Source organism: Streptomyces sp. CA-288835 (assembly GCF_050936385.1).
Classification (GTDB): domain Bacteria; phylum Actinomycetota; class Actinomycetes; order Streptomycetales; family Streptomycetaceae; genus Streptomyces.
The window spans coordinates 8458192-8478836 of the sequence record NZ_JBNJMW010000001.1; the positions used below are offsets into that span (position 1 = coordinate 8458192).

The window sequence follows — 20645 nt, forward strand, 5'->3', positions numbered from 1 at the left end:
CGGTGAGGGTGGTGTCCCTGGTCCCGTCCCTCACGGAGGCGGTGGCCGCCTCGGCGCCGGGCTCGCCGGGCCCGTCCCGCCTGCTGGTCGGGGCGACGGACTGGTGCAACCATCCCGCCGACCTTGATGTCGTACGGATCGGGGGCACGAAGAACCCGGACGTCGAACGGATCGTACGGCTCGCGCCCGACCTCGTGATCGCCAACGAGGAGGAGAACCGGGAACCGGATCTGACCGCCCTGCGGGAGGCGGGCTTCGAGGTGCTGGTGACCGAGGTGCGGGATGTGCCGCAGGCGTTTCGTGAACTGGAGCGGGTGCTTGAGGCCTGTGGGGTTCGGGCGCGGCCGCGGTGGCTGGACGAGGCGGAGGCGGTGTGGGCGGATTTGCCGGTGCCCTTGCGTCGCCGCCGTGCCGTTGTGCCGATCTGGCGGCGGCCGTGGATGGTGCTCGGGCGGGACACCTTCGCGGGTGACGTATTGGCGCGGCTGGGCGTGGACAACGTGTACGCCGGGCATGCGGAGCGCTATCCGCGGGTGCCGATTGAGGAGTTGAGGTCCGCGGAGACGTCCGAGTATGTGGTGGTGCTGCCGGATGAGCCGTATCGGTTCACGGCTGAGGACGGGCCTGAGGCGTTTCCGGGGCGGGCCTGGGCGCTGGTCAGCGGGCGACATCTGACTTGGTACGGGCCTTCGTTGGTCGAGGCACCGGGAGTACTCGGCAGAGCAATTGCCTCCACCGGTTGAGCAGCTTCCCCACCACGGACCTAAGGGGCGCGGCCAGCCACTCACAACCCGCACCAAACAACGAACCCAACCGCCGGAGGCCTGAGAGCCCCTAAGGGCTTGGCGCTCCCACATAGGGTGGGCTTATGAGTGTGGCTGAACAGGAGTTTCCCGGCTTCTCCGGAGGGCTGGCACGGCGGGTGCCCGAGCTCGGGGCCTTGGAGTTGCTGCTCGCCGTGGCACGGCTGGGGAGTCTGGGGCGGGCGGCTCGGGAGCTGGGGATCACGCAGCCGGCGGCCAGCAGCCGGATTCGGTCGATGGAGCGGCAGTTGGGGGTGGCCCTGGTGGACCGTTCGCCCACCGGGTCGCGGCTCACGGACGCCGGTGCGCTGGTGACGGACTGGGCGCAGCGGATCGTGGAGGCGGCGGAGGCCTTCGATGCGGGGGCGCAGGCGCTGCGGGATCGGCGTGACTCGAGGTTGCGGGTCGCCGCGAGTATGACGATCGCCGAGTATCTGCTGCCGGGGTGGCTGATCGCGCTGCGCGCTCAGCGTCCGGATACGGCTGTGTCGTTGCTCGCCGGTAACTCCGCCGTCGTCGCCGAGCGGCTTCTCGCCGACGAGGCCGACCTCGGCTTCGTGGAGGGGTTGTCCGTGCCGACCGGGCTCGACTCGGTGGTCATCGCCCATGACCGGCTGATCGTGGTGACGGCGCCGGGGCATCCGTGGGCGCGGCGGCGGCGGCCGCTGGCGGCTGCGGAGTTGGCGGAGACGCCGCTGATCCTTCGGGAGAAGGGGTCTGGTACGCGTCAGGTCCTGGAGTCGGCGCTTGGCGGGCTGGCCCGGCCGCTGATCGAGCTGTCGTCCACGACGGCGGTGAAGGCCTCCGCGGTCAGTGGCGCGGGGCCGGCGGTACTGAGCGAGCTGGCGCTCGGCGAGGAGTTGTCGGCTCGCCGACTCGTTTCGATTCCTGTGGCGGATGTGCGCCTCAGCAGGGCCCTCCGGGCGGTATGGCCGGTGGGGCATCGACCGACGGGGCCGGCGCGGGATCTTTTGTCTTTGACGGTGGCCTCCGGCGGTTGAGCGGTTTCTTTCCCCAGCCCCGCCCCTTCCCGAAACTGTGGGCTGCGCCCCCAGGCCCCACTGCCTCCGGCGGGTGGGGCGCCTCCGGCGGGGGGTCGGTTTGCGGGGTGGGTGGGGTGCTCACCCGTGGGTGGGTGGGTGGGTGCCTACCGGGGTGGGGTGTTGGGGTCGTGTCGCGGCTGCGGGTGCGTTGTGGCTGGTCGCGCAGTTCCCCGCGCCCCTAAAAGCAAAAGCCTGCGACTGCCCACACCCTCGACGAGCAATCGACCCGAAAAAGCCCTCGCCCCGGAAGGCGCCCGCGCCCGAGCAGCCCGTGCCCGGAAGGAGCCCGAGCCCCGGGCAAGCCCGCGGTCCGGAATGCCCGCCCGGAGGGAGCCCGCACCCCCACGGCCCCGCAGCCGCCCGCGGCGGCAAGGGGACGGGGCGGGGGTGTGCGCCCGCAGCGGCCGGCGCGCCAACACCGGCACCCTCTACCAGCCGACAGCAACGCGCGCCGGTCCGAGGACGGACACCCCCGACGCGGCCCCGCACCCACCACGAACCCAAGGGGCGCGGGGCTGTGACATATGCGGCTCCGCCGCGTGGGCGCGACCAGCCACACTCAACCCGCAGCCGCGACACGAAGTGTCACCCACCACCCCCTGGCGGGGGGGCTGAGGGCGCAGCCCACAGTTTCGGGAAGGGGCGGGGCCGGGGAAAGGAACCCCTCGTTCAAGCGGCGGCGGCCGCCCGCACAAGCCCCCGCATCACACGGACGTCGTCGTCCATCTCCGGGTGCCACTGGACGCCCAACACCCAGCCCGGACCCGAGCGTTCGAGCGCCTCCACCGTCCCGTCCGCCGCATAGGCGGAAGCCGTGAGGCCGGACCCAAGGTGGTCCACGGACTGGTGATGGTAGGCGGGGACCGAGGTCTCCTCGGGCACCAGCCCGGCGTAGAGAGAGCCAGGCACCGGCTTCACGGTGTGGCGTCCGAAGACGCCCACCACCTCGGCATGCCCCTCGATGTGCTGCACAAGCGTCCCCCCGAGGGCGACGTTCAGCAGCTGCATCCCCCGGCAGATCCCCAACAGCGGAGTGCCGGAGGCCAGCGCGGCGTCGATCAGCGCAAGTTCCCAGCTGTCCCGCTCACGAGCCTCGGGCCCGGTTCGAGGCTCGCGAGCGGCCCCGTACCGCGCGGGGTCCACGTCCGGCCCACCCGCGATGACCAGCCCGTCGAGCCGCGCGACGACCGCCGCCGCATGCGCGGGATCGTCCGGCGGCAGCATCGCGGCCAGCCCGCCCGCGTCCCGCACGAGCCGCGGGTACCCAACGGGCAGCAACGCCGCCTCCAGCTCCCACACACCCCATCGCGCGGACTCCAGATACGTACTGACACCGATCAGCGGCCTGCCTGCCATCCCCACGCTCCCTGTCGCTCGTACCCAGAGAAGAGGTTAATGGACAGTCCGCATACCTTTACAGAAGCGCTGTACAGGACCCCTCAGGTGAGGAACCCCCGCAGCAGCGCCGCCGTCCCCGCGCAGTGCTCGCGCGTCATCTCGCGCGCCCCGTCCGCGTCCCCGTCGAGCACCGCCTCGACGAGCGCAGTGTGCTGGCGCTGGGAATGCTCCAGGTTCCGTACCAGGAGGGGGATGCAGTCGAGGAGGTCGTTCACCCTCGCGCGTACGGCCGCGTACTGGGCGGTGAGGGTTGGCGAACCGCACAGTTCGGCGAGCGTGAGGTGCAGCATCGTGTCCAGGCGTCGGTAGTCGGCGAGCGGGGCGTCGTGGGTGCGGGCCAGGGCCTCGCGCAGGCGCGCCGACTGGTCGGCGGACAGGCCGTGGGTCGCGCAGAGGCCGGCCGCGCCCACCTCCAGGACCTCGCGGAAGCGCAGTACGTCCTCGATGTCCACGCTCTCGACCCGGCGCCGCAGCTCGGCCTCGCCGGGCGTCTTGGTCCTGGGCCTGACGAACGTGCCGCCGTACCGCCCGCGCCGCGACTCGACAAGGCCCTGGTCCTGGAGCACCTTCAGTACCTCGCGCAGTGTCACCCGGCTGATGCCGAGCCGGTCCGCCAACTCCCGTTCGGCGGGCAGCCGTTCACCACCGGGCACCAGGCCGAGTCGTACCACTTGGAGGATCTGCTCCAGTGCCTCCTCGAAGCCGTTGCCCGCGCGGACCGGTCGCAGGACGGGTGCCAGCTGATCGCCCGGCCGGTCGTTCACGTCGTGCGTGTTCGGCTGCGACATATGGCCGTGCCCCCTTCCCAAGCAATGGTTCTCGGCAATACCTTATGGCTCTCGGCTGACCGAAGGAGGCCTTTCCCGTGGCCCACCGCACACCACCGCTCAGCGTGGAGGAGCTGCACGCTCTCGTCGCGAGCGGCGAGATCGACACCGTCGTCCTGGCCTTCCCGGACATGCAGGGGCGGCTTCAGGGCAAGCGGTTCGCCGCGCGCTTCTTCCTGGACGAGGTCCTCCACCACGGTACGGAGGGCTGCAACTACCTCCTCGCGGTCGACACCGAGATGAACACGGTCGACGGCTACGAGATGTCCTCCTGGGACCGCGGCTACGGCGACTTCGCCATGCGCCCGGATCTCAGTACCTTGCGCAAGGTGCCGTGGAACGCCGGTACGGCCATGCTCATCGCCGACCTGGCCTGGAACAACGACGCACCCGTCGTCGCCGCGCCCCGCCAGATCCTCCGCCGCCAGTTGGAGCGCCTCGCCGAGCTCGGCTACACCGCGCAGGTCGGCACCGAGCTGGAGTTCATCGTCTTCAAGGACACGTACGAGCAGGCCTGGGACGCCAACTATCGGGGGCTGACCCCGGCGAATCAGTACAACATCGACTATTCCGTGCTGGGGACAGGGCGCATCGAGCCTCTGCTGCGGCGTATTCGGAATGAGATGCAGGCCGCCGGGCTGATCGTCGAGTCCGCCAAGGGCGAGTGCAATCCCGGGCAGCACGAGATCGCGTTCAAGTACGACGAGGCCCTGGTCACCTGTGATCAGCACGCCATCTACAAGACCGGCGCCAAGGAGATCGCCGCTCAGGAGGGCGTCTCACTCACGTTCATGGCGAAGTACAACGAGCGCGAGGGCAACTCCTGTCACATCCACCTCTCGCTCGCCGACAAGGACGGCCGTAACGCCATGGCCGGGGACGGGCCCGGCGGCATGTCCGACGTCATGCGGCACTTCCTCGCCGGGCAGCTGGCCGCGCTGAGGGACTTCTCGCTGCTGTACGCGCCCAACATCAACTCGTACAAGAGATTCCAGCCGGGATCGTTCGCCCCGACCGCCGTCGCCTGGGGCTACGACAACCGCACCTGCTCCCTGCGGGTGGTCGGGCATGGCCGCTCGATGCGCTTCGAGAATCGGCTGCCCGGCGGCGACGTCAATCCGTACCTGGCCGTCGCGGGACTCGTCGCGGCCGGTCTGTACGGCATAGAGCAGCAGCTCGAGCTGCCGGAGGCGTGCGCTGGGAACGCCTACACCGCTGAGTACGAGCACGTCCCCACCACCCTGCGCGAGGCCGCCGAGCTCTGGGAAACCAGCCCCATCGCCAAAGCCGCCTTCGGGGACGAGGTCGTCGCCCACTACCGCAACATGGCCCGCGTCGAACTCCAGGCCTTCGACGCCGCGGTGACCGACTGGGAGCTGCGCCGCTCCTTCGAACGCATGTGAAAGGTCCGTCCGTGTCGTACGAGCATCAGCTCCAGGTCCTCAATCCGGCGACGGAGGAGGTCATCGCCACCGTTGCGGCTGCCGGTGTCGAAGACGTCGACTCCGCCGTCGTGCGAGCGGCGAAGGCGCAGTCCCGGTGGGCCGCCCTCGCGCCGGGCGAGCGGGCCCGACTGCTGCGCCGCTTTGCCGTCGTCGTCGACGAACACCTCGAGGAACTCGCCCAGTTGGAGGTGCGGGAGGCCGGGCACACCATCGGCAACGCCCGTTGGGAAGCCGGCAACGTACGCGATCTGCTCGATTACGCGGCCGGGGGAGTGGAGCGGCTGACCGGGCGGCAGATCCCCGTCGCCGGCGGGTTCGACGTCACGATCCTCGAACCCCTCGGGGTCGTCGGTGTGATCGCGCCCTGGAACTTCCCGATGCCCATCGCCGCCTGGGGCACCGCTCCGGCACTCGCGGCGGGCAACGCCGTCATCCTCAAGCCCGCCGAGACGACTCCGCTGACGGCGCTGCGGCTGGCCGAACTCGGCCTGGAGGCGGGGCTGCCGGAAGGGCTGTTCCAGGTCCTGCCGGGCGAAGGGTCCGTTGCGGGCAACGCCCTCGTCGAGCACCCCGGCGTGGCGAAGATCGTGTTCACCGGGTCGACGCCCGTGGGCAAACAGGTACTGGCGAAGGGCTCGGCGCTCCTGAAGCCCGTCACCCTCGAACTCGGCGGCAAGAGCCCGAACATCGTCTTCGCCGACGCCGACATCGAAGCCGCCGCCGCGGCGACCCCCATGTCCTTCCTCGACAACTCCGGCCAGGACTGCTGCGCCCGCACCCGCATCCTCGTGCAGCGCACGGCGTACGACCGCTTCCTCGAACTCCTCGCCCCCGCCGTCGAGTCCGTACTCGTCGGCGACCCGGCCGACGAGAAGACCGCGATGGGCCCGCTGATCTCCAAGGTCCAGCTGGAACGCGTACGTTCGTACGTCACCGATGACCTGGAAGGCATCCGGGGTACCGCGCCCGAAGGCCCCGGCTTCTGGTTCCCGCCCACCGTCCTGACCGGAATCGAGCCGCACGCGCGCGTGGCCGTCGAGGAGGTCTTCGGACCGGTCGCCGTCGTGCTGCCCTTCGACGAAGAGGCGGACGCGATCCGGCTCGCCAACGCCACCGAGTACGGACTCTCCGGCTCCATCTGGACCCGCGACGTCGGCCGGGCGCTGCGCGTGTCCCAGGCCGTACGCGCCGGGAACCTGTCCGTCAACTCCCATGCCAGCGTCCGCTATTGGACCCCGTTCGGCGGCTACAAGCAGTCCGGGCTCGGCCGTGAACTCGGCCCGGACGCGCTCACCGCCTTCACCGAGACCAAGAACGTCTTCATCAGCACGGAAGGTCCCGCACAGTGACCGAAGAGAGCATCTGCCGCCGCCTGGTCGGCCGCACCGCCGTCATCACCGGTGCCGGCAGCGGCATCGGCCTCGCCACCGCGCGCCGCCTCGCCTCCGAGGGCGCCCATGTCGTCTGCGGAGACGTGGACGAGCAGCGCGGCAAGGGAGCCGCCGAGGAGGTGGGCGGGACCTTCGTGAAGGTCGACGTCACCGACGCCGAGCAGGTCGAGGCGCTGTTCAGGACGGCGTACGAGACGTATGGCTCGATCGACATCGCCTTCAACAACGCGGGGATCTCGCCGCCGGACGACGACTCCATCCTGGAGACAGGGCTGGAGGCATGGAAGCGGGTCCAGGAGGTCAACCTCACCTCCGTGTACCTGTGTTGCAAGGCCGCGATCCCCTACATGCGGCGCCAGGGCAAGGGTTCCATCATCAACACCGCGTCGTTCGTGGCCCGGATGGGCGCGGCGACCTCCCAGATCTCGTACACGGCCTCCAAGGGCGGTGTGCTGGCGATGTCCCGCGAACTGGGCGTGCAGTTCGCGCGGGAGGGCATCCGCGTCAACGCCCTGTGCCCCGGGCCGGTCAACACCCCGCTCCTCCAGGAGCTGTTCGCCAAGGACCCGGAGCGCGCCGCGCGCCGTCTCGTACACATCCCGGTGGGGCGGTTCGCGGAGGCCGAGGAGATCGCCGCGGCGGTCGCCTTCCTCGCCAGCGACGACTCGTCCTTCGTGAACGCGACCGACTTCCTCGTGGACGGCGGGATTTCGGGCGCGTACGTCACGCCTCTGTAGAGGGCCGTGCACTGACGGTGGAGGGGCGCTTACAGTGCGGGAATGAGCATGACGCCACCGCCCGGTTGGTACCCCGACCCCTCGGCGCCGCATGTCGAGCGCTGGTGGGACGGGACCAGGTGGACCGAGCACATGCGTGCCCCCGAGACGGCGCCCCAACAGCCCGTGGCGCAGCCCGGGTTCGCCCCCGCGCCCGGCGCCCCCGGTGGCGGCTCCGGTCGTGCCAAGGTCATCGCCATGATCGCCGCGGCAGCCGTGCTGGTTGCCGCGATCGTCACCGGAGCCGTCGTCCTGAACCGGGACGACGGCTCCCCGGAGGCGAACACCACCCCGGCACCCCAGTCCTCCGCGCCCACGAGCGACCCGCCGTCGCCCACGCCCTCGGAGTCCACCTCCGAACCGTCCGCCGACGACCCCCTCACGGTCGTGGACGAGCTCAACGGCATCACGTTTCCGCTCCTCGACGGCTGGGTCAGACCCGAGTTCGTCTCCGAGAAGAACGTCGTGATGGTCACGCCCGACACCTACACCTGCCCGGGCGACGACGGACAGTGCCGCCACGGCAAGGTCATCTCGCGCACGGTGACCGCGAACGACGAGGAGTCCCCCGAGGCGCTCGCCAAGGACGACATCTCGGAGGCGGCGGACCAGGCCTACGACCGCGACCAGCTCGACCGCCGCCCCTACGGCGGCATCACGTCCAAGAAGCTGGTCAAGCAGGGGCCGGTCGCGGTCGCGGGCCGCACCGGGTACTTCGTACGCTGGCGGGTCAAGACCGAGAAGGGGACCGGGGGTTACGTCCAGTCGCTGGCGTTCCCGTCCAGCGTCGGCTCCGGTGCGCCGGTCATGGTGCGGTACGTGATCGACGCCGGGGAGGACGCGCCGCCGCTCACCGACATGGACAAGATCACCAAGGGGATCCGGCCGTTGGGCGACGCGGAGACGAGCGGAGGGGTGGGCAGCAGCGTGGGGCCCACGCGGTAGCCGCGTACGGCTGGTGGCTGGTGCGGCTACAGGAAGGTGTGGCCTTCGCCTCGATACGTCGGGACCGTCGCCGTCACGGTCTCGCCCTCCACGAGATGCAGTACCTCGAACCGCTCGCACAGTTCACCGGCCTTGGCGTGCCGGAACCACACCTTGTCGCCGATCAGCAGATCGTCGGCGGGGGAGCCGAGCAGTGGCGTCTGCACCTCGCCGGCTCCCTCCTGAGGGTCGTATCGCAGACCCTCGGGGAGGTACGGCTCGGGCAGCCGGTCGGCTCCCGGCGCACCCGAGGCGGGGTAGCCGCCGCCGAGGACGGTCACGACGCCCAGGCCCGGCCTGCGGACGACGGGCTGGGCGAAGAGGGCGGCCGGACGCCCGCTGAACGAGGTGTAGTTGTCGAAGAGACGCGGGACGTAGAGCCCCGATCCGGCCGCGATCTCGGTGACGGAGTCCTCGGCGGCGGTGTGCTGGACGCTGCCTGTGCCGCCGCCGTTGACGAATTCGAGGTCCGGCGCCACGGCCCGTACCGCGCGCACCACCTCGGCGCGCCGCTGGGCCAGTTCCTTGCGGGCGGCGGCCTGCATCAGCCGGATGGCGCGCGACCGGAGCGGCCGTCCGCGCAGGGCGTCGCCGACACCGGCGATATGTCCCTCGTACGCCATGATCCCGACCAGCCGGAAGCCGGGTCGCCGGGCGACCGTACGGGCCATCTCGGCGACCTGTGCGGGGGAGTGCAGTGGCGAACGGCGGGCGCCGACGCGTACCCGCCCGCCGAGCAGCTTCAGCGAGGTGTCCAACTCCAGGCAGACGCGCACCACTTCGCGTCCGCCGTCCCGGGCGTCGTCGATCAGCTTCAGCTGGGCCGGGTCGTCGATCATGACGGTGACGGAGGCGGCGAGTTTGGGGTCGCTCGCCAGTTCCGCGTAGGCCTTGCGGTCCGCAGACGGGTAGGCGAGCAGTACGTCCTCGAATCCGGAGCGGGCCAGCCACAGCGATTCGTCCAGCGTGAACGACATGATCCCGGCGAAGCCGTCGCGGGCCAGGACGCGTTCGAGAAGGGCCCGGCAACGTACGGATTTGCTCGCGACGCGTATGGGCTTGCCGCCCGCTCTTCGTGTCAGATCCTCCGCGTTGGCGTCGAAGGCCTTCAGGTCCACGATGGCGACGGGGGCGTCGAGATGGGCGGTGGCCCGGTCGTAGCGGACCCTGTCTGCGGCGCGGCCAGTCATGCCACGAAGCCTGCCAGACGCGATTACCGGAGGGTAGGGGGACGTTCCGGGCAGATGCCGCGGGCCCGCGTACTGGTTCCCACTCGCACAGTGTCAGCCCGTAGAGTGACGCGCACGCAGGAAGGGAACGGTCCGGAGGAGTTCCTTTGGCGGGCCAGTTGCCCGAGCACGAGGAAACGGGGGGTGCATTGAGCACGGAAGCGCGTCGCATCCCCGTCCCTCCGCGCCCATCGACCCCGCCGAGCGGAACGCCGGGCACACCGGAGGACGAGCCCGCCGAGACCGCCCCTCAGGCCGCCGAATCGACGGGCCCACTGCCGAGACGCGACCCCGACACCGCGCCGCGAAGGCCGGGCATCGCGGGGGCACTGCCGGGGAGCGGCGCGGTTCGCCCACGAGGCCTCACCGGGGACGATCGCGCAACGTCCGAGGGTGCCGAGGACCGCGGAACCTTCGAGGCTGACGACCGCCGCACCTTCGAGGCTGATGACCGCGGAACCTCCGCGGGTGACGACGATCGCGAGCCCCCACCGGTCGGGCCCCTCCGCTTCCCGGACCTCCGGCCCAACGAGCGCCAGCCGCGCCCGCCCGTGACCCCACCGCCTCCACCGGCATCGGCCCGCTTCCCGGACACGCCGCCTCCGGCGACCGGTTCCGTGCCGAGCGTCGGGGCGACGGACGTCCCGCCGGACGCGGCGGCCCAGTGGGATCCGACCGCGCGGAACGCCGACGGCTCCTCACCCGAGGCGCGCCCGGCTTCGAGGAACCTCGACGGTTCAGTCGTCTCGCAACGTCAGGCGGCTGAGCCGCGGACGACTGCGAGGGGCGGCGAGGGTTCGGTCGTGCCGCCGCGTCCGGCCACGGAGCCGCGTGGAGCGGCTGAGTGGCGTCCGGGTGCGCGAAACGTCGACGGCTTGGTGGCCGAGCCGCGCTCCGCCACGGGCTATGCCGAGGGGTCAATTGTGCCACCGCGTCCGGTGGTTGAGCCGGGGCCGGCTGTGGGGGGCGGGGAGCGCTCGGGCGCTGCGTCGGGTCTGGCGGCTGAGCGGCGTCCGGCGTGGCGGGGTGTTGACGGCTCGGTGGCCGAGCCGAGGTCTAGCACGAGCTATGGCGAGGGTTCGGTCGTGCCGCCGCGTCCGGCCACGGAGCCGCGTGGAGGGGCCGAGTGGCGTCCGGGTGCGCGGGACGTCGGCGGCTCGGTGGCCGAGCCGCGCACGAGCGCGAAGAACGCCGACAGTTCAGTCGTACCCGCGCCTCCGGCGACCGAGCCGCGCTCGGCCACGAGCCGTGTCGACGGCTCAGCCGCTCCGCCGCGTCCAGTGACCGAGCCCCGCTCGGCCACCAGCTACGTCGACGGCTCAGTCATCCCGCCGCGTCCCGCCGCCGAGCCGCGCTCGACCGCCCGGGACGCCGGAGGCTCAGCCGTGCCGTCGGCGCCCGCCGCCGAGGCGAAGGCGACAGTCGGGCCCCAGCGGACAGCGCCCCGCTTTCCGCAGCGGCCCTTTGCGCCGCCGCGGCCGAGTGTCCCGGCTCCGCCGGGCGTTCCGCCGGGGCCGGGGCGCGTGCCTGAGGAGACCTTCAGCGAGACCACGCGGCGGCTTCGGCCCATTCCCGCCGAACCGCCCGACGAGCCTCCCGCGAAGCCGGAGCCGGAGCCGGCGCCCGTCGGGGTTCCCGCGGGGCGTCCCTTCGTGTCGTTCGCGCCCCCGGACACGTACGACCATGACACCGCGCGGTTGCTGCCCGTGGGGCCCCGGGCCCGGCCTCGGGTCGCGGCTGCCGCGGCCTGTGTCGTGCTTGGGCTCGGGCTCATCGGGGGCGCGGTGGCCGGGAGTTGGCTGACCGGGGACGGTGGAGGGAACGCCGGGTCGCGGGATTCGTTCGCGGCGGCTGGGGATCTCTGGCACAGCGTTCCCGTGGACGAGCTGTTTCCGCCGACCGTGGAGGGGGAGGGCGCTGGGCCGGGCGGAGCCGACCGGACCTGGATCCGTATCGCCGTAGCGCCGGACAGCGGCTGCGCGGACGCCTTCGACCCGCTGCTGCGCAAGGCACTCGCCCCGGTGGGCTGCCTGCGGCTCCTGCGCGCTACGTACACCGACGCGACCCGCAGTCATGTCACGACCGTCGGCCTGCTGTTCACGAAGGCGGACTCCGCGGCCATGGGCGCCCTGAGTAGCCAGTTCGAGGACGAGGGGCTCGCGGAGCGCAGCGACCTGATGCCCCGCCCGTACGCCGCGAAGGGCACCGTCGCCGCCGGTTTCGGCGACGCCCAGCGCGCCTCCTGGACGGTGTCGGTCCTGACCGACGCCCCCGTGGTCGTCTACGCAGTCTCCGGCTTCGCCGACGGCCGCGCCGTCACCGAGCCGGAGCCGGCCGAGGACGCCATGAAGGCCGACGCCACCACAGCGCCCGCCCAGGCGGGCCTCGGCCACGACGCACAAGGCCTCGCCGACCGCATCGAGCGCGGCCTCCGCAAAACCGTCAACTCGGCCACGGAGAAGCCGTCATGACCCGCAAGGCCATAGCCGTCGGCGCCCGCAGGACCGGAGTCCTCGCCACCCTCCTCGCCGCCTCCCTCGCACTCGTCCCACCCACCACCGCCCACGCCGCCGACGGGATACGCGCCCAGCAGTGGCCCCTGGAAGCGATGCGCGCCAAGGAGGCCTGGCAGACGACCAAGGGCGAGGGCATCACCGTCGCCGTCCTCGACACGGGCGTCGACGCCCAGCACCCGGACCTCGCCGGCAACGTCCTCGACGGCAAGGACATGGTCGGCTTCGGCGCCGGCCGGGGCGACCGCGCCTGGGCCCGGCACGGCACCGCGATGGCGGGCATCATCGCGGGCAACGGACACGGTCCCGGCAACGCCGACGGCGTCATGGGCATCGCCCCCGAGGCCAAGATCCTCCCCGTCCGCGTGATCCTCGAAGACGGCGACTCGGCCCGCGGCAAGGCCCGCAACACCCGCGGCAACGCCCTCGCCGAAGGCATCCGCTGGGCCGCCGACCACGGCGCCGACGTCATCAACCTCTCCCTCGGCGACGACTCCAAGTCCGCCCACCCCGAAGCCACCGAGGACGCCGCCGTCCAGTACGCCCTGAAGAAGGGCGCCGTCGTCGTCGCCTCGGCCGGCAACGGCGGTGAGAAGGGCGACCACATCTCGTACCCGGCCGCCTACCCGGGCGTCATCGCCGCCACCGCCGTCGACAAGTACGGCACCCGTGCCTCGTTCTCCACCCGCCGCTGGTACGCCACCGTCAGCGCACCCGGCGTCGACGTCGTCATCGCCGACCCGGACCGCAAGTACTACGAAGGCTGGGGCACCAGCGCCGCCTCGGCCTTCGTCTCCGGCGCCGTCGCCCTCGTCCGCGCCGCCCACCCGAACCTGGCCCCCGCCCAGATCAAGGAGCTCCTGGAGGACACAGCCCGCAACGCCCCCAGCGGCGGCCGCGACGACTCCCGCGGCTTCGGCTTCGTCGACCCCGCGGCCGCCATCAAGCAGGGCGGCAAGCTCAAACCGGAAGGGCTGCGCTCGGCCTCGTACGGCGAAAAGTACTTCGGCCCGGGCCCGGACGCCGCGGACGACGACTCCTCGTCCGGCTGGACGGGCCCCGTCGCGGGCACCCTCGGCGGCGCACTCCTGATCGGCGCGGTCATCCTCTGGCGCGGCCGCCGCGAACCACGCCCAACGCCTACCGGCGACCCCGACTACTAGACGATTGCTAGACGTCCGCATCCCGCAGCGACGACACCGCGGCCCTGGCCGCAGCCTCCACCAGCGAAATCCCCTTCGCCTTCGTGGAGTTGCCCTGCGACAGCGCGGCGACAAGATACGCGTGCCCGTCCACCGTCACCCGCCCGATGCTGTTGATCACCCACAACCCTGTCTGACTGCGCGGCAACCACCCGTTCTTCAGGGCGAATTGAGGTTCAGAACCGACAGCCGACACACCCCAGTCCTGACCCACCGCGATGTCCCCCATGAGCCCCCGCAGATACACCCGCGAGGCCTCGTTCAGCACCGACTCCTCCCCGAACACCTGCTGAAGCAGAGCGAGTTGATCGGCCGCCGTGGTCTGCGTCAGCCCCCACAACGTCCCGTCCCCACCCTCGGTGCCGCTCAGCCCGAACCGCTCGTTCGCCGCCGCCAGACCCTCCGCCCGCCCGATCGCGTCCCACAGCTCGCTCGCCGACACGTTGTCGCTGCTCTTGATCATCGCGGTCGCGTACGACTTCTCCGTCGCCGTCAGCTCCTGCCCTGCGTCCTGTGCCTGAAGCAATAGTGCCGCCAGGATGTCGACCTTGACGATGCTCGCGCTGTCGAAGGACCCGTCCCCGTACACCGCTCTCTGCCCGGACTCCGGATCCAGCACCGCCACCGACACCCGCGCGCCGTCCTCGACGGCCACGGATTCCATCGCCTCGGCGAGCAGCGCGTTCCGGTCCACGGCAGGAACCGTAGGCGTCGGGCTCGCCGTCGTCGCCACGGATTCCACTGTTGCCTCCGGGGTCCGTGATGATGCGTCCGCTGCCTGCGCGCCCGCGGTCGGCGACGACGAAGACGATACGAGACCCGTGCCGCCGCGCGCCTGCGCCTTCACATGCGTGGTCCCGGAGGCCGTGACGCCGACGAGCACGACGGAGGCCACCGCCGTGTAGAGGAGAGGCCCGTACCAGGACGGGCGGGCGCCGGGCCGACGAGCTGTCTGCGGGTCCATCCCGCGATGCTGTGGCCTGCCGCTGTGTCTCCGGTTAGCCGCACGTCAGAAGCATGTAAGGGATCCCTGAGAAAACCCTGAACCACGTGAACACCATGTTTCCGGGGCCGCGGAAAGCATGCGAGCAACACCCGCATAGAGTCGGTGACCGTGGCGAACAAGAACATCCCCGACTCCGGCTTCTCCGACGACGACGGCTCCGCCGACCCCCGGCTGACCGCCGCGCTCGCGGCCTGGGCCGAGGACCGCTCCGCACACGCACCGGTCCTGGAGGCACTCAAGGGCGCCCGGCTCCTCGTACCCGTCGTGGCTGTACTCGGGGAGACCGAGGAGGACGAGAAGGGGCTGCGCCGCGAGAAGACCAGCGACATGGCCGTCCCCACGCTGAAGGCCGGCGCCCGGACCGCCCTGCCCGCCTTCACCTCCACCGAGTCGCTCGCCCGCTGGGACCCGGCGGCCCGCCCCGTCGCCGTACCCCTGCACCAGGCACTCCAGGCCGCCGCCCACGAAAAGGCCGACACCCTCGTACTCGACCTCGCCGGACCCGTGCCGTACGAAGTCACCGGCCCCACCCTGCTCGCCCTCGCCGAAGGCCGCACCAGCACGGACCCGCTCACCGACCCCGCCGTGACCGGCGCCGTACGAGCAGCCGTCGCCGCCGAACCCGCCGTACTCCGCGCCCACCTCGGCCCCGGCCAGGCCGACGGCACCCTCGCCCTCGTACTGGACCCGTCCGCGCCCCCCGCCGTGACCGCCCGCTCCATCGCCCGCCGCCTGGCCGCCGACGACACACTGAGGGCCCGCCTGGTACACGGCCTCGACCTGGCACTCCTGCCGACCGAGGCCACACCACCGGGCGAGCCCCTTTACGTACGGCCCTGAAGTCCCGTATGCCTCTTGTCTCTCGTGCGTCTCTTGTACGTCTCTGAAGTCGGCCTCAGCCGAAGACCGGACCCGTGTACTTCTCGCCCGGCCCCTGGCCCGGTTCGTCCGGGACGGACGACGCCTCGCGGAACGCCAGCTGCAGCGACTTCAGTCCGTCGCGCAGCGGTGCCGCGTGGAAGGAGCTGATCTCGGTCGCGCTCGCGTCCAGCAGTCCGGCAAGGGCGTGCACCAGCTTGCGCGCCTCGTCCAGGTCCTTGTGCTTCTCGCCCTCCTCCGTCAGACCGAGCTTCACGGCGGCGGCGCTCATCAGGTTGACGGCGACCGTCACGATCACCTCGACCGCCGGGACCTCGGCGATATCGCGGGTCATGGCGTCGAAGTCGGGGTTCCCGGCGTTCTCAGGAGGGGTGTCACTCATGCTCCACACGATAGGGCCAGGTGCGTGCCTCCTTGACAGCAGGAGGTGCCGGGCACCTGGTTAGCGCGGGCCTTCCGGAGCTGCTAACCTTGTGTAACGACCGGTCGGATGCGCCCAGACATGTCCGCATGTCAGCGTTTTCGACCCGCAAGTGGAGGCTCCGATCTCCCACCTGGCCGTCCCCCGGGACGGCGGGTCACCCGGTCAGGCGGCGACCATCGTTCCGTACGGACGATGGAGCCGCAGGATATGCGCCCCGCGGGCCTCCGCGGCGGTGCTCCGGTTGTCATTGGAGCCCCGCCTGCGTCCCGTCCGGGGCATTTTTCATGGCTCCCGGTGGTTGGTCCCAGTTGAAGAGACGTACGCGAGCTGTCTGCCAGACAGCCGTGTGGTGCTAACCGAGGAGGATCCATCAGCGCCGAGCCCCGCATCAACGACCGGATTCGCGTTCCCGAGGTGCGACTTGTCGGTCCCAGCGGCGAGCAGGTCGGGATTGTTCCGCTTGCCAAGGCCCTGGAGCTTGCGCAGGAGTACGACCTCGACCTGGTCGAGGTGGCCGCGAACGCACGTCCGCCGGTCTGCAAGCTCATGGACTACGGGAAGTTCAAGTACGAGTCGGCCATGAAGGCCCGTGAGGCGCGCAAGAACCAGGCGCACACGGTCATCAAGGAGATGAAGCTCCGGCCGAAGATCGACCCGCACGACTATGACACCAAGAAGGGTCACGTCGTCCGGTTCCTCAAGCAGGGCGACAAGGTCAAGATCACGATCATGTTCCGTGGTCGCGAGCAGTCCCGGCCGGAGCTCGGCTACCGACTGCTGCAGCGTCTCGCGGAGGACGTCCAGGACCTCGGTTTCGTCGAATCGAACCCGAAGCAGGACGGCCGGAACATGATCATGGTTCTCGGTCCGCACAAGAAGAAGACCGAGGCGATGGCCGAGGCCCGCCAGGCGCAGGAAGCCCGGAAGGCAGAAGCGAAGGCCAACCCCGGCAAATCGCAGAACGTCGCCGAAGAGGCTCCGGCCGAGGCTTCCGCCGACGCCTGATTCCAGGACGCAGGTCCTGGGGTCCAGGTCCCTGGACGGGAGTCCGGGGATGCCAACCCGATACATCTGACGTTCCGCCGTGCCCGGTTTCACGACCGGGCATCGGAACGCCACTGACGAGGAGAGAACGGCGCTATGCCGAAGAACAAGTCGCACAGCGGTTCCAGGAAGCGCTTCAAGGTCACCGGCTCCGGCAAGGTGCTCCGTGAGCGCGCCGGCAAGCGCCACTATCTCGAGCACAAGTCGTCCCGTCTGACGCGTCGCCTCACCGGCAACGCCGAGATGGCCCCGGGCGACGCCAAGAAGATCAAGAAGCTTCTCGGCAAGTGACGTCGGGAACGCGCCGCGTACCTGATCTCTGACCGGGACCCAATCGATTTCGGGTCGTGTGAGTCCAACCACGGCCCCGCTACAAGGAGTTAATCAAGTGGCACGCGTCAAGCGGGCAGTCAACGCCCACAAGAAGCGCCGGGCGATCCTCGAGCAGGCCTCCGGCTACCGCGGTCAGCGTTCGCGCCTGTACCGCAAGGCCAAGGAGCAGGTCACCCACTCGCTGGTCTACAACTACAACGACCGCAAGAAGCGCAAGGGTGACTTTCGGCAGCTGTGGATTCAGCGCATCAATGCGGCTGCTCGCGCCAACGGCATCACGTACAACCGGTTCATCCAGGGCCTGAAGGCCGCGAACGTCGAGGTCGACCGCAAGATCCTTGCGGACCTTGCCGTCAATGACGCCAACGCGTTTGCTGCGCTCGTCGAGGTCGCGCAGAAGGCGCTGCCTTCGGACGTGAACGCGCCGAAGGCGGCGTGACGCTGCGCTCGGCTTCAGCCGCGTACGCAACGTCAACCGGACCCGCAGGCTGTCCACCGCCTGCGGGTCCGGCTGCGTCCGGGGCCGGTTCTTTCGCCCCCGCCGCCCCTACCCGTCCCATACCAAGGGGCTCCGCCCCTGGACCTCGCTGGGGGCTACGCCCCCAGACCCCCTCGGGGCTGCGCCCCAGACCCCCTCGGGGCTGCGCGCCCCTGACCCTCCTCGGTGCTCCGCCCCGGACCCCGTTCGGGGGCCAGCCCCCGGACCCCCGCTCCTCAAACGCCGGAGGGGCTGATTGTGCTCGGCGATCGCCGGAGGGGCTGAATTGTCGCAGCCCCCGGGATTTTCCGGGCCCGGGCTGAACTCCGCAGTGGAGATTCCGCCGCCCTGGGCTGTAACTCCACGCCAGAGTTCCGCCGCCCTGGGCTGTATCTCCACGCGAGAGTTCGTCCGCCCAGGCGGAACTTTGCAGCGCAGGCCGGCATCAATCAGCCCGTCCGGCGTTTGAGGACGAGGCCGTTCAGGCCGAAGGGGGTCTGGGGCGCAGCCCCAGCGGGGTCCAGGGGCGGAGCCCTTGGTGGGGTTCGGGGCGAAGCCCCGAGGATGGGACGGGTAGGGGCGGCGGGGGCGAGAAAACCACACCACCCGCCCGCCATCCCACCGAAGGTGAACCCATGCCACCCGCCCCGGAGTTGATCTCCCCCCGTTCGCCCCGCGTCACCGCCGCCCGTCGGCTCGTCAAGCGGAACTTTCGGGTCAAGGAACGGCTGTTTCTTGCCGAGGGGCCGCAGGCCGTACGGGAGGCGGCCGGGCATCGGGGCGGCGCAGGGGCCACACTGGTCGAGCTGTTCGCCACGGTCGACGCCGCGGAGCGGTATGCCGACATCGTGGGCGAAGCCCGAGCGGCGGGCGCGCGCGTGCACCTCGCCGCCGAGGACGTGATCGCCGGCATCTCGACGACCGTCACCCCGCAGGGGCTCGTCGGGATCTGCCACTTCCTGGACACGTCGTTCGAGGAGATCCTCGAGACGGCGCCGCGACTGGTCGCCGTACTGGCCCATGTGCGGGACCCTGGGAACGCCGGAACCGTCCTGCGATGCGCGGACGCCGCCGGAGCAGACGCCGTCGTCCTCACCGACGCGTCCGTCGACGTCTACAACCCCAAGGCGGTGCGAGCGTCGGTCGGTTCGCTGTTCCACCTGCCCGTCGCCGTGGGCGTACCCGTGGCGGACGCCGTCGCGGGGCTCAAGGGCGCCGGCGTACGCGTACTGGCCGCGGACGGGGTCGGCGACCACTACCTGGACGACGAACTCGATCGCGGCACCATGGGCGGCCCCACGGCCTGGGTGTTCGGGAACGAGGCATGGGGCCTGCCGGAGGAGACGCGCGCGCTCACCGACGCCGTCGTGCGCGTACCCATTCACGGAAAGGCCGAGAGCCTGAACCTGGCGACCGCCGCCGCCGTATGTCTCTACGCGTCCGCCCGTGCACAACGCACCCGCGGTGCACGTCCCTGAGGGGGTCCGTTCCGTCACTGACAGCTAGTAGGGTGACGGACTCGGGGGCCCACTCGCCAGGTCCGAGAGGTGGGGTACGGGGATGAGTGTCGGAACGAGCGGTGCGAAAAGGGCACTGCGAGCACGCGACGTGCACAGCGCGCCCGCGCCCCCGCGCGGTGATCTCACCGACCTCACCGACCTCGGCATCGACCCCGACGACCTGCCCGACGGACTGGTGATCGCCGACGAGCGCGGCCGCGTCATCTGCTTCAACGCCGCCGCCGCCCGCATCACCGCCGTACCCGCCGCCGACGCGCTCGGCCGGCAGCTGGAGTGGGCGCTCCCGTTAGAGGACCTGGAAGGCCGCCGCTGGTGGCAGCTGACCGATCCGTACGGCGGTCTGGCGATCCGCGTCGCGCAGCCCGAGCGCAATCTGCTGCTCCCGGGCGGACGTGAAGTGCTGGTCTCCGCGCGCTACGTACGCACCGCGCCCACCGGCCCCGTCCGCCGCGTCGTCGTCTCGCTGCGCGACACCGAGGCCCGCCGCCGCACCGAGCGCAGCCACGCCGAGCTGATCGCCACGGTCGCCCATGAACTCCGCTCGCCGCTCACCTCCGTGAAGGGCTTCACGGCGACGCTGCTCGCCAAGTGGGAACGATTCACCGACGACCAGAAGAAGCTGATGCTGGAGACCGTCGACGCCGACGCGAACCGGGTCACCCGGCTCATCGCCGAGCTTCTCGACATATCCCGCATCGACTCCGGCCGCCTCGAGCTGCGCCGCCAGCCCGTCGACCTGGGCGTCGCCGTCGGCCGGCACATCCAGTCGTACGTCGCCTCCGGCCAGTCCGCCGACCGCTTCCTGCTCCGTATCAGCCAGCCGCTGCCCGACCTGTGGGCCGACCCCGACAAGGTCGACCAGGTGCTCAGCAATCTGCTGGAAAATGCGGTGCGGCACGGCGAGGGAACCGTCACCATTGACGTAGAGCCCGCGCCGTCGCCCCGCGAACGGGAATGCGCCGGTACGTCGCTCACGGTGAGCGACGAGGGCCCCGGCATCCCGGAGGAGTCCATGAACCGCGTCTTCACCCGCTTCTGGCGGGGCAGCAAGCGCGGCGGCACCGGCCTCGGGCTGTACATCGTCAAGGGCATCGTCGAAGCCCACGGCGGCACCATCACGGTCGGCCGCGCCCCCGGCGGCGGCGCCCAGTTCCGATTTACGTTGCCCGTGGGCACCCCGGCGTATCTGCTCTAACGCCGACGAGGCCCCACGGGCGCATTCGCACACCTGCGGGACCCCTCGGACCGGGCGTCCGAGAGAGGCCCTCACCCCCGTTAGACTCGGCCTTTGGCACCTTGCGTCCTCTTTTCAGGACGACGCGTCCCCCGAGTCGCAGACGGGGACCCACC

Annotated in this window: 19 protein-coding genes; 14 read left to right on the forward strand and 5 right to left on the reverse strand. The window is 70.9% G+C overall.

Annotated elements, in window-relative coordinates; all coding sequences use genetic code 11:
• Positions 1 to 2 precede the first annotated feature (2 nt).
• Together ACQEVY_RS38200 and ACQEVY_RS38205 are read left to right on the forward strand one after the other, a co-directional pair.
• On the forward strand, positions 3 to 743 hold the full coding sequence (locus ACQEVY_RS38200) for a helical backbone metal receptor (RefSeq protein ID WP_432954262.1): 741 nt from the start codon (positions 3 to 5) through the stop codon (positions 741 to 743).
• Positions 744 to 868: 125 nt separating this feature from the next.
• A complete protein-coding gene (locus ACQEVY_RS38205) occupies positions 869 to 1804 on the forward strand; it encodes a LysR family transcriptional regulator (protein WP_432954264.1) in 936 nt (311 codons plus the stop codon).
• Positions 1805 to 2515: 711 nt separating this feature from the next.
• Here the strand turns inward: ACQEVY_RS38205 and ACQEVY_RS38210 are convergent.
• Together ACQEVY_RS38210 and ACQEVY_RS38215 are read right to left on the reverse strand one after the other, a co-directional pair.
• Complete coding sequence (locus ACQEVY_RS38210; protein ID WP_432954266.1) at positions 2516 to 3202, reverse strand: gamma-glutamyl-gamma-aminobutyrate hydrolase family protein; 687 nt, start codon at positions 3200 to 3202, stop codon at positions 2516 to 2518.
• An 83-nt stretch (positions 3203 to 3285) separates the two neighbouring features.
• A complete protein-coding gene (locus ACQEVY_RS38215; RefSeq protein WP_432954268.1) occupies positions 3286 to 4032 on the reverse strand; it encodes a FadR/GntR family transcriptional regulator in 747 nt (248 codons plus the stop codon).
• Positions 4033 to 4109: 77 nt separating this feature from the next.
• On the opposite strand from ACQEVY_RS38215, the gene ACQEVY_RS38220 reads away from it, so the two are divergent.
• The 4 genes from ACQEVY_RS38220 to ACQEVY_RS38235 are packed head-to-tail and all read left to right on the forward strand — an operon-like array spanning position 4110 to position 8628.
• Positions 4110 to 5474 carry a glutamine synthetase family protein gene (locus ACQEVY_RS38220; RefSeq protein WP_432954269.1) on the forward strand — a complete coding sequence of 455 codons (1365 nt, stop codon included), beginning with the start codon at positions 4110 to 4112 and terminating at the stop codon, positions 5472 to 5474.
• An 11-nt stretch (positions 5475 to 5485) separates the two neighbouring features.
• A complete protein-coding gene (locus tag ACQEVY_RS38225; protein ID WP_432954271.1) occupies positions 5486 to 6865 on the forward strand; it encodes an aldehyde dehydrogenase family protein in 1380 nt (459 codons plus the stop codon).
• Positions 6862 to 7644: a 3-oxoacyl-ACP reductase gene (locus ACQEVY_RS38230; RefSeq protein ID WP_432954273.1), complete on the forward strand. Its 783-nt coding sequence runs from the start codon at positions 6862 to 6864 to the stop codon at positions 7642 to 7644. Before ACQEVY_RS38225 ends, ACQEVY_RS38230 begins: the two co-directional genes overlap by 4 nt.
• A 48-nt stretch (positions 7645 to 7692) precedes the next feature.
• Positions 7693 to 8628, forward strand: a complete 936-nt coding sequence (locus ACQEVY_RS38235; RefSeq protein WP_432955624.1) for a DUF2510 domain-containing protein — start codon at positions 7693 to 7695, stop codon at positions 8626 to 8628.
• A 26-nt stretch (positions 8629 to 8654) separates the two neighbouring features.
• Here ACQEVY_RS38235 and ACQEVY_RS38240 read toward each other — a convergent pair whose 3' ends face one another.
• Positions 8655 to 9857 (reverse strand): amino acid deaminase/aldolase, encoded by a 1203-nt coding sequence (locus ACQEVY_RS38240; protein ID WP_432954274.1) that lies wholly within the window; start codon positions 9855 to 9857, stop codon positions 8655 to 8657.
• 1124 nt (positions 9858 to 10981) lie between these two features.
• Between ACQEVY_RS38240 and ACQEVY_RS38245 the strand changes: the two genes are divergently transcribed.
• Positions 10982 to 12367, forward strand: a complete 1386-nt coding sequence (locus ACQEVY_RS38245; RefSeq protein WP_432954275.1) for a hypothetical protein — start codon at positions 10982 to 10984, stop codon at positions 12365 to 12367.
• The gene (gene mycP / locus ACQEVY_RS38250; RefSeq protein WP_432954276.1) at positions 12364 to 13572 is read left to right on the forward strand and encodes a type VII secretion-associated serine protease mycosin; all 1209 of its coding nucleotides are present in this window, start codon (positions 12364 to 12366) and stop codon (positions 13570 to 13572) included. The genes ACQEVY_RS38245 and mycP overlap by 4 nt, the downstream gene beginning before the upstream one ends.
• A 7-nt stretch (positions 13573 to 13579) precedes the next feature.
• Here the strand turns inward: mycP and ACQEVY_RS38255 are convergent, their stop codons facing one another.
• On the reverse strand, positions 13580 to 14575 hold the full coding sequence (locus ACQEVY_RS38255) for a serine hydrolase (protein ID WP_432954277.1): 996 nt from the start codon (positions 14573 to 14575) through the stop codon (positions 13580 to 13582).
• Between the two features lie 150 nt (positions 14576 to 14725).
• Here ACQEVY_RS38255 and ACQEVY_RS38260 point away from each other — a divergent pair, with 150 nt between their 5' ends.
• Positions 14726 to 15457: an SseB family protein gene (locus ACQEVY_RS38260; RefSeq protein ID WP_432954278.1), complete on the forward strand. Its 732-nt coding sequence runs from the start codon at positions 14726 to 14728 to the stop codon at positions 15455 to 15457.
• Between the two features lie 55 nt (positions 15458 to 15512).
• On the opposite strand, the gene ACQEVY_RS38265 is transcribed toward ACQEVY_RS38260, so the two are convergent.
• Positions 15513 to 15878: a DUF1844 domain-containing protein gene (locus ACQEVY_RS38265; RefSeq protein ID WP_432954280.1), complete on the reverse strand. Its 366-nt coding sequence runs from the start codon at positions 15876 to 15878 to the stop codon at positions 15513 to 15515.
• Between the two features lie 411 nt (positions 15879 to 16289).
• Here ACQEVY_RS38265 and infC point away from each other — a divergent pair, with 411 nt between their 5' ends.
• The 5 genes from infC (at position 16290) to ACQEVY_RS38290 (ending at position 20490) form a co-directional block, all read left to right on the forward strand.
• A complete protein-coding gene (gene infC / locus ACQEVY_RS38270; RefSeq protein WP_344393655.1) occupies positions 16290 to 16925 on the forward strand; it encodes a translation initiation factor IF-3 in 636 nt (211 codons plus the stop codon).
• A gap of 135 nt (positions 16926 to 17060) precedes the next feature.
• Positions 17061 to 17255 (forward strand): 50S ribosomal protein L35, encoded by a 195-nt coding sequence (gene rpmI, locus ACQEVY_RS38275; protein ID WP_124443692.1) that lies wholly within the window; start codon positions 17061 to 17063, stop codon positions 17253 to 17255.
• Between the two features lie 97 nt (positions 17256 to 17352).
• Positions 17353 to 17736: a 50S ribosomal protein L20 gene (gene rplT, locus ACQEVY_RS38280; protein WP_033323444.1), complete on the forward strand. Its 384-nt coding sequence runs from the start codon at positions 17353 to 17355 to the stop codon at positions 17734 to 17736.
• Positions 17737 to 18410: 674 nt separating this feature from the next.
• Positions 18411 to 19253 (forward strand): TrmH family RNA methyltransferase, encoded by an 843-nt coding sequence (locus ACQEVY_RS38285; protein WP_432954283.1) that lies wholly within the window; start codon positions 18411 to 18413, stop codon positions 19251 to 19253.
• Positions 19254 to 19335: 82 nt separating this feature from the next.
• A complete protein-coding gene (locus tag ACQEVY_RS38290) occupies positions 19336 to 20490 on the forward strand; it encodes an ATP-binding protein (protein ID WP_432954285.1) in 1155 nt (384 codons plus the stop codon).
• The last annotated feature ends 155 nt before the right edge of the window (positions 20491 to 20645 follow it).

Coding starts and splice junctions, on each gene's coding strand:
- ACQEVY_RS38240 (WP_432954274.1), bottom strand. CDS start 9,857: ATGACTGGCCGCGCCGCAGACAGGGTCCGCTACGACCGGGCCACCGCC.
- ACQEVY_RS38265 (WP_432954280.1), bottom strand. CDS start 15,878: ATGAGTGACACCCCTCCTGAGAACGCCGGGAACCCCGACTTCGACGCC.
- ACQEVY_RS38285 (WP_432954283.1), top strand. CDS start 18,411: ATGCCACCCGCCCCGGAGTTGATCTCCCCCCGTTCGCCCCGCGTCACC.
- mycP (WP_432954276.1), top strand. CDS start 12,364: ATGACCCGCAAGGCCATAGCCGTCGGCGCCCGCAGGACCGGAGTCCTC.
- ACQEVY_RS38290 (WP_432954285.1), top strand. CDS start 19,336: ATGAGTGTCGGAACGAGCGGTGCGAAAAGGGCACTGCGAGCACGCGAC.
- ACQEVY_RS38215 (WP_432954268.1), bottom strand. CDS start 4,032: ATGTCGCAGCCGAACACGCACGACGTGAACGACCGGCCGGGCGATCAG.
- ACQEVY_RS38235 (WP_432955624.1), top strand. CDS start 7,693: ATGACGCCACCGCCCGGTTGGTACCCCGACCCCTCGGCGCCGCATGTC.
- rpmI (WP_124443692.1), top strand. CDS start 17,061: ATGCCGAAGAACAAGTCGCACAGCGGTTCCAGGAAGCGCTTCAAGGTC.
- ACQEVY_RS38210 (WP_432954266.1), bottom strand. CDS start 3,202: ATGGCAGGCAGGCCGCTGATCGGTGTCAGTACGTATCTGGAGTCCGCG.
- ACQEVY_RS38205 (WP_432954264.1), top strand. CDS start 869: ATGAGTGTGGCTGAACAGGAGTTTCCCGGCTTCTCCGGAGGGCTGGCA.
- ACQEVY_RS38255 (WP_432954277.1), bottom strand. CDS start 14,575: ATGGACCCGCAGACAGCTCGTCGGCCCGGCGCCCGCCCGTCCTGGTAC.